This is a genomic window from Thalassolituus sp. ST750PaO-4, from assembly GCF_020320405.1.
In the GTDB taxonomy this organism is placed as follows: Bacteria; Pseudomonadota; Gammaproteobacteria; order Pseudomonadales; family Oceanobacteraceae; genus Venatoribacter; species Venatoribacter alkanivorans.
In genome coordinates, this window is sequence record NZ_JABVCB010000008.1 from 511,487 (window position 1) to 521,385 (window position 9,899).

A 9,899-nucleotide genomic window follows, 5' to 3' on the forward strand; every position below is an offset into this window, starting at 1 on the left:
CCATGAAAAGCTCGATTCTGAATAAACTCGAACACCTGCGCGACCGTTATGAAGAGGTCGGACACCTGCTGTCTGAGCCGGATGCGGCCAACGATCAGGATCGTTTCCGCAAGCTGTCGAAGGAATACGCCGATCTCGAAGTGATCGCCCAGACCTACAGCGATTACGAGCAGGCCGGCGCCGATCTGGCAGAAGCCAAAGCCCTGGCCGCCGATCCTGATCCGGATATGCGCGCCATGGGTGAGGAAGAAGAGCAGGCCGCCGGCGAGCGTCTGCAGCAGCTGGCGCATGAGCTGGAAATTCTGCTGTTGCCGAAAGATCCGGACGATGGCCGCAACGTGATTGTCGAAATCCGTGCCGGTACCGGCGGTGACGAAGCCGCGATCTTTGCCGGCGATCTGTACCGTATGTACACCCGTTATGCCGAAACCCGTGGCTGGCGCACCGAACTGATGAGTGCCAGCGAAGGTGAGCACGGTGGCTTTAAAGAGGTGATTACCCGCATCTCCGGCACCGATGTGTATTCACAGCTGAAGTTTGAATCCGGCGCGCACCGGGTGCAGCGGGTACCCGAGACTGAAAGTCAGGGCCGTATTCATACCTCGGCCTGTACCGTGGCGGTGATGCCGGAAGTTGAGAGCGAAGAAGAAATCGACATCAACAAGAACGATCTGCGCATTGACACCTTCCGCGCCTCCGGTGCCGGTGGTCAGCACATTAACAAAACCGACTCGGCCATCCGCGTTACGCACCTGCCAACCGGGCTGGTGGTGGAATGTCAGGATGAGCGTTCGCAGCATAAAAACCGCGCCAAGGCGCTGGCGGTGCTGGCGACCCGGTTGCGCGACGCCCAGCGTCAGGCCGCCCAGGCAGAGCAGGCGGCGACGCGCAAAAGTCTGGTTGGTTCCGGTGACCGCTCAGAGCGTATCCGTACCTATAACTATCCGCAGGGCCGGGTTACCGATCACCGCATCAACCTGACGCTGTATAAGCTCGACGAAATTGTGCAGGGCGATCTGACGCCGGTGATTGAGCCGTTAATCCGCGAGCATCAGGCCAATCTGCTGGCTGAGATGGCAGGCGGCTGATGATCTCTGATCCGGCATCCGTGCTGAGCATTGAAGCCTGGTTAGCTGAGGCGCGGACGCAGCTGGAAGCCGGCTCCGACAGCGCCCGGCTGGATGCCGAATTGCTGCTGGCCCACGTGCTGCAGCAGAGCCGTACCTGGCTTTACACCTGGTCTGACCGGCCATTAAGCGCAGAACAGCAGCAGGCAGCGGATGCCTTACTGGCGCGGCGTCTGGCCGGAGAGCCGGTGGCCTATCTGCTGGGTGAGCGCGATTTCTGGTCGCTTAATCTGAATGTGAACCCTTCAACCTTAATTCCCCGCGCTGACACCGAAACTCTGGTGGAATGGGCACTGGAATTACCTTTGCCAGCCAACAGCCGGGTGCTCGATTTAGGCACAGGCACCGGCGCGATTGCTTTGGCGCTGGCGTCGGAGCAACCTTCCTGGCTGGTATCCGGCGTTGATTTTAATGCTGATGCCGTGGCGCTGGCGCAGAGCAATGCCGTCCGTAACCAGCTGGAACGGGTGGCTTTTGCTCAGTCCGACTGGTACAGCGCCGTCAGTGGCGATTTCGATCTGATCGTCAGCAATCCCCCCTATATAGATGAAGACGATGAACATCTGGCGCAGGGCGATGTGCGCTTTGAACCACACTCCGCACTGGTGGCTGATAACCATGGCCTGAGTGATCTGGCGCTGATTATTGACCGTGCACCGGACTTTCTGCGCGCCAATGGCTGGTTATTGCTGGAGCACGGTTATCAGCAGGCGGATGCGGTGTGTGAGTTATTGCGCGCACGTGGTTTTGCTGAGGTAAGCAATCGCCGCGACCTCGGTGGGCAGCCGCGCATCAGTGGTGGCCGCTGGCCGCAGCAGGTGTTGGGATAAATGATGAACGATCAGCAGTTACTGCGTTACTCGCGCCATTTTCTGTTACCGCAGCTGGATATTGACGGGCAGCAGGCGCTGCTCGATGCCCATGTGATGATTATCGGCCTCGGTGGTCTTGGCTGCCCGGTGCTGCAATATCTGGCGGCCAGCGGTGTTGGTCGTCTCAGTCTGGTCGACGATGACCGTGTTGAGCTGTCGAATCTGCAGCGTCAGACCGCCCATGGCAGTGCTGATATTGGCCTGCTGAAAGTGGAATCCGCCGCGGCCGAAGTGCAGCGGTTAAATCCGGATGTGCAGGTGGTCACTCACGCTCTGCGTGCCGATGCTGACTGGCTGATGGCGCAACTGTCCGCCGCGGGTGACGCGCAGGAAGACCGGGTGAAAGTGGATCTGGTCATCGACTGCAGTGATAACAGTAACGTGCGCTATGCGTTGAATCGCGCCTGTATCGCGCACTCTGTACCCTGGGTTTCGGGCGCGGCGGTTGGGCTGAATGGTCAGATCACGCTGTTTGATCCACGTCAGGCTGATGCTCCCTGCTATCGCTGCCTGTACCCCAGCCTGGATGACCAGCAGCTCAGTTGTGCCGAAAGTGGCGTGTTGTCACCGCTGGTGGGGGTTATTGGCGCCATGCAGGCACTGGAGGCACTGAAAGTGTTGGCGGGCATTGGCGAAAGCCTGAGTGGCCGTTTGCTGACCTTCGATGCTCTACAGGGCGAGTGGCGGCGCTGGGGTATCAGCCGCAATCCTTCCTGTTCCGACTGCCAGAACTGACGCTTCCTTCCGACAAATCTGTCACCCGGTGTTTTTTGTCTTGCTTTCTGCGCTGGTCGCTACCTGCAGCAGCGGTTGAAATTCTCTGTGAATTCAATCGCTTTGCACCATTAATTCTACTTTATGCTTATGTAGTAATATTTGGCCTCTGTTTTGCTCCTTATCTGTCACTTCGACAATAACAAGCGTGAGGCAGACTATGGCCAGAGTTATCGTATTGGGCGCCGGTACCGGTGGTATGGCAGGCGCGTATGAAATCCGCGAAATCCTGAATAAAGAACACCGGGTTACGGTTATCAACGAACGTGAAGACTTTCAGTTTGTTCCTTCGAACCCCTGGATTGCGGTTGGCTGGCGCGAACGTCCGGAAATCAGTTTTCCTATCCGCCCTCATCTGGAGAAAAAAGGCATTGAATTCATCGCTTCGGCGGTGGTCACCATCGATCCCAAAACCAACCAGCTGACGTTAGCCAATGGCGATGTTGAGGCCTATGACTATCTGGTGATCTGCACTGGCCCGAAACTGAATTTTGCCGCGGTTGAGGGCGCTGGCCCACATGGCGGTTTTACCCAATCGGTATGTTCGCTGGATCATGCTGAAACCTGTTACGACAATGTTAAAGCCATGATCGCCGAACCGGGCCCGGCGATTGTCGGTGCCATGCCGGGCGCTTCCTGTTTTGGGCCGGCTTATGAGTACGCCTTTATTCTTGATAAAGAACTGCGTAACAAAAAAGTCCGTGACCGTATTCCTATGACCTATGTGACCAGTGAGCCTTACATTGGTCATCTGGGGTTAGGCGGTGTGGGGGATTCCAAATCGATGCTGGAAAGCGAGTTGCGTAACCGTCATATCAAATGGATTACCAACGCCAAAGTCACCCGCGTGGCCGACGGCATGATGTATGTCGATGAGATGAATGACGATGGTTCGCTGAAAAAACAGCATGAGCTGCCGTTTAAGCACTCCATGATGTTGCCGTCCTTTGCCGGGGTTGACCCGGTGGCTGCGGTGGAGGGGCTGGTGAATCCGAAAGGCTTTGTCATTATCGATGAGTTCCAGCGTAACCCGACCTTTAAAAATATTTTCTCGGCGGGTGTGTGTGTTGCCATTCCTCCTGTAGAGGAAACGCCGGTTCCGACCGGTACGCCGAAAACCGGATATATGATCGAATCCATGATGACTGCGATTGCGCATAATCTGGCGGCTGACCTGGATGGCAAAGGTGAAGCTAATGCCCGCGGAACCTGGAATGCAATCTGTCTGGCGGATATGGGAGACACTGGCGCGGCCTTTGTTGCCATCCCGCAGATTCCGCCACGCAATATCACCTGGTTCAAAAAAGGTAAGTGGGTGCATCTGGCGAAAATTGCTTTCGAAAAATACTTTATCCGCAAGATGAAAACCGGTTCCAGTGAACCGATTTATGAAAAATACACATTAAAAGCACTGGGTATCAACCGTCTAAAGGATGAGTAATGACAGATATAGCCGGAGTTAAATTCACAAATGCTTTTTATTACAGGTAAATATTAAAGGATGATTTACTAAACGCCCCATTTTGAACGTGGGGCGTTAACACAAATAAATTTTATCGTGTATATCCAAAAGTATAGTTTTTAATAGGTTACTTCAATCCAAGAAAATATTACTTATATTAATATCGTCTGATATTCCTGGTGCCGTTGATTTTTGTGGGGCGATAGATCATGCTGCGCTTTATATCAAGGATGTCGAACGAGAATCAGGTTATGGATACAGCAGTGCCGAACCCCAATACTCAGATAACTTTTATGCCGGAAGACAATTCATCTGAGCAACAATATTCATATCACCCTTCGCTATTAGCTTCTCTTAATCAGCAATTACGCACGTCATTAAAAACGCCAGCGAAAATTTCTGCAGGGGAATGGCCTGAACGTATAACAAATGTATTTTCTGAAAGTGTCTGTCAGGTAATTAATGATTCTCCGGCTCTGCCGGTATTTCAGCAATGTTTTCAGGAACTTACGGGGTTTTATTGCTCGCTAGATATTCCTGCTCCTTTACGTCAGCGTCAATTTATTAATAAAAATGGCTTAGTGATGTCGCCGGATTATGCTATCCGTACAGTACTGGACAGTGTCCGTGTCAGCACTTTCTGGCAGGCGCTCAGTAACATTCTGCCGCAGTATGCAGAGCGCGAATGTCATCTTGTTTATCCTGCCTGTGGCCCCTTTGCACCACTTCTTCTGCCGGTACTGCATTTTCTGCGTGAACAACAACAGTTACCGGAGAAGCTGGAAGTTACCCTGATTGATATTCATCCGGCTGCTGCTCAGAGTTTGCAGGCTTTGGTGGAAGCCACTCAGCTTGATTCTGTTGTGCAGGTATTATGTCAGGATGCCTGTGACTACCGCGCCGAACATGGCAGTGTGGATATTTTGCTGGTGGAGGCCATGCAGCATGGTCTGAGCCGGGAAGGGCATCTGAATATATGTCAGCATTTTGCCCCTCTGCTGGCCGAAGACGCATTGTTGTTACCGGAAAAAGTCAGTGTCCGTGCTGTTCTTACTCAGGCCGAAGATGAATTTCCGGCAGAGCCAAGAGCAGAGGGCGAAAAAAATACACGCCGGATTGATATCGGCCCTGTGCTGGAGCTGAGTCGTGACACTCTGCGACAGCTGGATCTGCTCCGTCTGGACGATGGCAGTGAGCTGATCCGCTGCCTTCAGGTTAAGATCCCTGAAGATCTGGATACCTCTGTTGAACATATTCTGTTGCTGACCACTGAGATTCAGGTTCATCAGGATTTATCACTGCCTGAGTATGCATCCGGTATCACTCATCCGCTGCCGGATTTAAGTGTCTGTATTGGTTTTGAACCGCGCAATCCTCAGCCCGGTGACCTGCTGATAAAACCTGGCGACAGTATTCTTTTTTATTACCGTAAGCAGGGGTTACCCGGTTTTCTGCCGGTGTATGTGGAGCCGGTATGAAGCTGATTATTGCCACTCAGACCAGCCTTGCCCTGCCATTGATTCAGGATCTCTATGCCCGTCAGCAACTGGCGGCAGTATGGCTTTACGATGTGACGGGGGAAGACAGCCGGCAGCTGGCAGCACAGTGCGCGATGCTGGGAATTCCTGTCCAGTATATGCATCCGGACAATCCGCAAGCCCTGATTGAACACCAGCGTGATGTTCAGGCTGATGCCATCGTTTCCTGCTATTTATCCTTCTTATTTCCACCGGCGATGGTGCAGGCTCTGCAGGGTAAACTCCTTAATATTCATGCCAGCGATCTGCCACAGTGGCGTGGTGCAGACCCCTTGTTCTGGCAAATTTCAACAGGTGCTGAAAGCAGTTGTCTGACTTTGCATCAGATTGCAGAGCAGGCTGATAGTGGTGACATTCTTTTTCAGCAGGAATTTGCTATCCACCCATACGATACTCATCAGGGGCTTAATCTTTATCTGTCGCAGCAGATGCCATTATTTATAGCGCAATGGTGGTCATCAGGCGGTATGGATCTTAAACCGCAGCCGCAGCGTGTTGTGCAAAATACAGATAAGCCTGCCACACGCCCTGACATTAATTCGGCGGGTATCAACTGGCAGCAATCAGGATGTCTGGATATTTTTAATCTTGCCCGTGCCTGTAACCCAAACCTGGGTGGGGCAGCTTTCAGTTTTAATCAGGAGGTGTTGTACTTGCTGGAGGCAACTCCGGTCAGGCATCCATCCTATGGGTTAGAAGCAGGAACCATTGTGCACATCGGTGAACCGGAAGGTTTATTGGTTGCCTGTCACGATGGTGTATTACGCCTTGATGTTATTTATTTATCGGCAGGGATATTCAGTGGACTGCGCTTCGCTGAGCGTTATCAACTTCAGGCCGGACAAAGCTTTGACAGTTATCCAATAACAAAACGGGAGAAGCAGGATGGAAGGAACAATAGCCAATATAACGAACTTTGCCGGTAATTTTGCCCCCAGAAACTGGGCATATTGTCAGGGGCAATTACTGGCGATCAGTCAGTATGATGCTCTGTTTTCATTGCTCGGTACGAATTTTGGTGGTGATGGGCGCACAAGTTTTTCTTTGCCAAACCTGTCGGGCCGGACGTCCATAGGTACCGGGCATGGTCCGGGTTTAAGTGATCGCAGAATCGGAGAGTGGGTCGGGAGTGAGGATGTAACTCTCACCATTGCCCATATGCCAGCACACAATCATCCGGTGCGTGTTGATCACGCCGGGCATATCGGAATTCCGGTTAATACAGCTTCAGGTGAGGCAGATGAAGCCAATCCGGGCAGTGGTGTTCTGGCGAATAATGGAGAAGATATTTATGCCAGCTCCGCAAGTATGAATGCTGTTTATTCCGGCAGCCCGCTGGCGGTTTATGGTCTTGAAGCCGTGGCGACCAACACCGGAGCAGGGAAAGAGTTCAATAATATGCAGCCTTCTCTGGCACTGCCCGCCATCATTTGCATGTTTGGTATTTACCCATCCCGAAGCTAATCAAGGAGAATAAAAATGGAAGGAACAATTGCAACCGTTACCCAGTTCGGCGCTAACTGGGCTCCGCGAGCCTGGTCATTTTGTGGTGGCCAGTTGATTGCTATTTCAAGCAATACTGCACTGTTTTCTATTATCGGCACTATGTACGGTGGCGATGGCCGGACGACTTTTGCTTTGCCCGACTTACGTGGTCGTTGTGCGCTGGGTACTGGTGTCGGTCCTGGTTTGACCCCGCGTGCGACTGGGCAGCACTTTGGTACTGAAACAGTAACCCTTACCAGTCTGAATCTGCCTTCTCACAACCACGCGGTGATTGTGCAAAGTGCCGGTCATGTTGTGGTGCCTGTTAATACTGAGACAGGTGAAGCAGATGAAGTCAGTCCGGGGGCTGGTGTTCTTACTAACAGTGGTGAAGATGTTTATGCCAGTGCACCGACAGCCAACGCTATGTACTCAGGTAGCCCGCTGCCTGTTGCGGGCCTGCAGGTAGAAACCGGCTTAATGGGCGGCAACCAGTCGTTCAATAATATGCAACCATCACTGGCAATCAGCTACATTATCTGTACACAAGGGATATTTCCTTCGCGTGGTTGATGAATACCGGACCGATAAACCGGTCCGGTATTTTTTGCACGTAAGGAAATCTGAATAACGAATGGAGATTGGTATGAAGCAATTTTTATTTTTACTGTTTTTTTTGCCGTTAGTTGCTTCAGCCGCAACCCAGGATGGTGTGATTAACTCTCCGGGCGATATTGCGATTCTTGCATATAATGCTCAGGAATCTTCCGCTATTCGAGATGAAGGAATTACTTTCCTTTTGCTTGATGATTGCCCTGATAACACTTCGATATTTTTTGATGATGACGAGTGGAACGGTACTGCATTTTCATCTTTGATTAGTGAAGGCGCTGTCAAATGGACAAATGATACGGGTTCTACTATTAGCAGGGGGACTGTTATAAAAATTATTAACGTAGCAGATGAACCTGAAAATCCAGGAGCAGGTCTGCCTGCTTATCCTGTATCTGCTAATAAGGGAAGTGTACAAAAGACTAATGATGGTTTTGGTATGAATCCCCCTGATCAACTTTATGCTTATCTAGGCTCTGAACGTGATCCTACAGGCGGATTTTTGGCATTTTATGGAAGAATAGCGAGTGGGATTACTCTGGATGGGACTGGTCTAAGCGATGGGTTGACTGCATTGATAAGAGAAGAAGAAGGTTATTACGATACAGCCAAAGGATCAACGATATGTAATTCAACACTTAGCGATTGTTTAACTCAAATATATAACAGTGCAAACTGGACGTTCGCTAATAACCCAAGTTATCCCAGCAATCTTCCGGATACTTTTACCGGCTCGTTATTTTCTACCAATAACGCTCCAACAGCTGCAAGCTTTACTGCGAGCCCCGTTTATCAGGGAACACCTTATGCTTTTTCAACGTCGGATTTTTCATATTCCGACACTGATGGTGATCCTTTAAATCATATTCGTATTGTCACTGTTCCTGCGCAGGGAAGTCTCTGGCTTGACAGTGATGGCAGCAATACGATTAATGGTGGTGAATCCGCTCTGAGTAATGGATCGCCGGTCAGTAAAGCCAATATTGATGCCGGTTATCTTAAATATCTGAACACTACAGGTTCATCTTCCAGTTTCACTTTTGATGTTAATGATGGTACGGCCTACAGTGCGGGTTTTTATACAACCACGCTGACAGTAACAGCCTACCCATCCATCACCTTATCAGCCAGCAGTACGAGTCCCGCAGAATCTGCCGGCAGTGTTAATTTAACTGCAACCGCCAGTCATGCTTTTAATCAGGATATTACGGTTAATCTGATTTACTCAGGAACAGCAACCAGTGGTGTTGACTATACCCAGATCAGCAGTCTTGTGATTACCACAGGAAATACGACGAAAACCTCAGCGCTGAGTATCAGCGAAGATGCAACAGAAGAAGTTAACGAAACAATTATCGTCGATATTTCGACGGTCAGTAATGGCACTGAATCCGGCACGCAGCAACAGACGATAACCATTGTTGATAATGATCAGACAATTCCTTCCGTTGCTATATCCGGGGCCAGTGGCACTATCAATGCGGCTTTTACCGCAACTTTCACCTTTAGTGAAGATGTTACCGGCTTTACCGTTGGCGAGATTGTTGCCGGTAATGCCTCCGTCAGTGCGTTCAGTGCGACCAGTGCATCGGTTTATACCGCGTTAATTACGCCAACCACGGATGGCGCAGTAACAGTAGATGTTGCAGGCTCTGTTGCTCAGGATGGTGTTGGCAATAACAACACGGCGGCGACTCAGCTGGCAGTTACTTATGACGGCACAGCCCCGACAGTGGCTATCAGCGGTGCCAGCGGCAGTATTAATGCTCCGTTTACCGCGACCTTTACCTTCAGTGAAAATGTTACCGGTTTTACGGTTAGCGACATTGTTGCCGGTAATGCCTCCGTCAGTGCATTCAGTGCGACCAGTGCATCGGTTTATACCGCGTTAATTACGCCAACTGCAGATGGTTCGGTAACGGTGGATGTTGCAGGCTCTGTTGCCCAGGATGGCGTTGGCAATAACAACACGGCGGCGACTCAGCTGGCAGTTACTTATGACGGCACAGCCCCGACAGTGGCTATCAGT

General features: G+C 51.1%; 9 protein-coding genes. All 9 read left to right on the plus strand.

Going from position 1 to position 9,899, the window contains the following annotated elements; translation table 11 throughout:
* The first annotated feature begins 2 nt into the window (after nt 1-2).
* Nucleotides 3-1,088, plus strand: a complete 1,086-nt coding sequence (gene prfA / locus HUF18_RS11875) for a peptide chain release factor 1 (protein WP_145469545.1) — start codon at nt 3-5, stop codon at nt 1,086-1,088.
* Nucleotides 1,088-1,957 carry a peptide chain release factor N(5)-glutamine methyltransferase gene (prmC, locus tag HUF18_RS11880; protein ID WP_274704267.1) on the plus strand — a complete coding sequence of 290 codons (870 nt, stop codon included), beginning with the start codon at nt 1,088-1,090 and terminating at the stop codon, nt 1,955-1,957. The genes prfA and prmC overlap by 1 nt, the downstream gene beginning before the upstream one ends.
* On the plus strand, nt 1,958-2,734 hold the full coding sequence (locus HUF18_RS11885; RefSeq protein ID WP_225692336.1) for a HesA/MoeB/ThiF family protein: 777 nt from the start codon (nt 1,958-1,960) through the stop codon (nt 2,732-2,734).
* A gap of 199 nt (nt 2,735-2,933) precedes the next feature.
* Nucleotides 2,934-4,214 (plus strand): NAD(P)/FAD-dependent oxidoreductase, encoded by a 1,281-nt coding sequence (locus HUF18_RS11890; protein ID WP_225692337.1) that lies wholly within the window; start codon nt 2,934-2,936, stop codon nt 4,212-4,214.
* Nucleotides 4,215-4,486: 272 nt separating this feature from the next.
* On the plus strand, nt 4,487-5,713 hold the full coding sequence (locus HUF18_RS11895) for a class I SAM-dependent methyltransferase (RefSeq protein ID WP_225692338.1): 1,227 nt from the start codon (nt 4,487-4,489) through the stop codon (nt 5,711-5,713).
* Entirely contained in the window at nt 5,710-6,699 is a 990-nt protein-coding gene (locus tag HUF18_RS11900; protein WP_225692339.1) for a methionyl-tRNA formyltransferase, read from the plus strand. The genes HUF18_RS11895 and HUF18_RS11900 overlap by 4 nt, the downstream gene beginning before the upstream one ends.
* Entirely contained in the window at nt 6,659-7,237 is a 579-nt protein-coding gene (locus tag HUF18_RS11905) for a phage tail protein (RefSeq protein WP_225692340.1), read from the plus strand. The genes HUF18_RS11900 and HUF18_RS11905 overlap by 41 nt, the downstream gene beginning before the upstream one ends.
* Before the next feature lie 15 nt (nt 7,238-7,252).
* On the plus strand, nt 7,253-7,831 hold the full coding sequence (locus HUF18_RS11910; protein WP_225692341.1) for a phage tail protein: 579 nt from the start codon (nt 7,253-7,255) through the stop codon (nt 7,829-7,831).
* Nucleotides 7,832-7,904: 73 nt separating this feature from the next.
* Nucleotides 7,905-9,899, plus strand: a 1,995-nt coding sequence (locus HUF18_RS11915) for an Ig-like domain-containing protein (RefSeq protein ID WP_225692342.1), incomplete at its 3' end; no start/stop codon positions are given.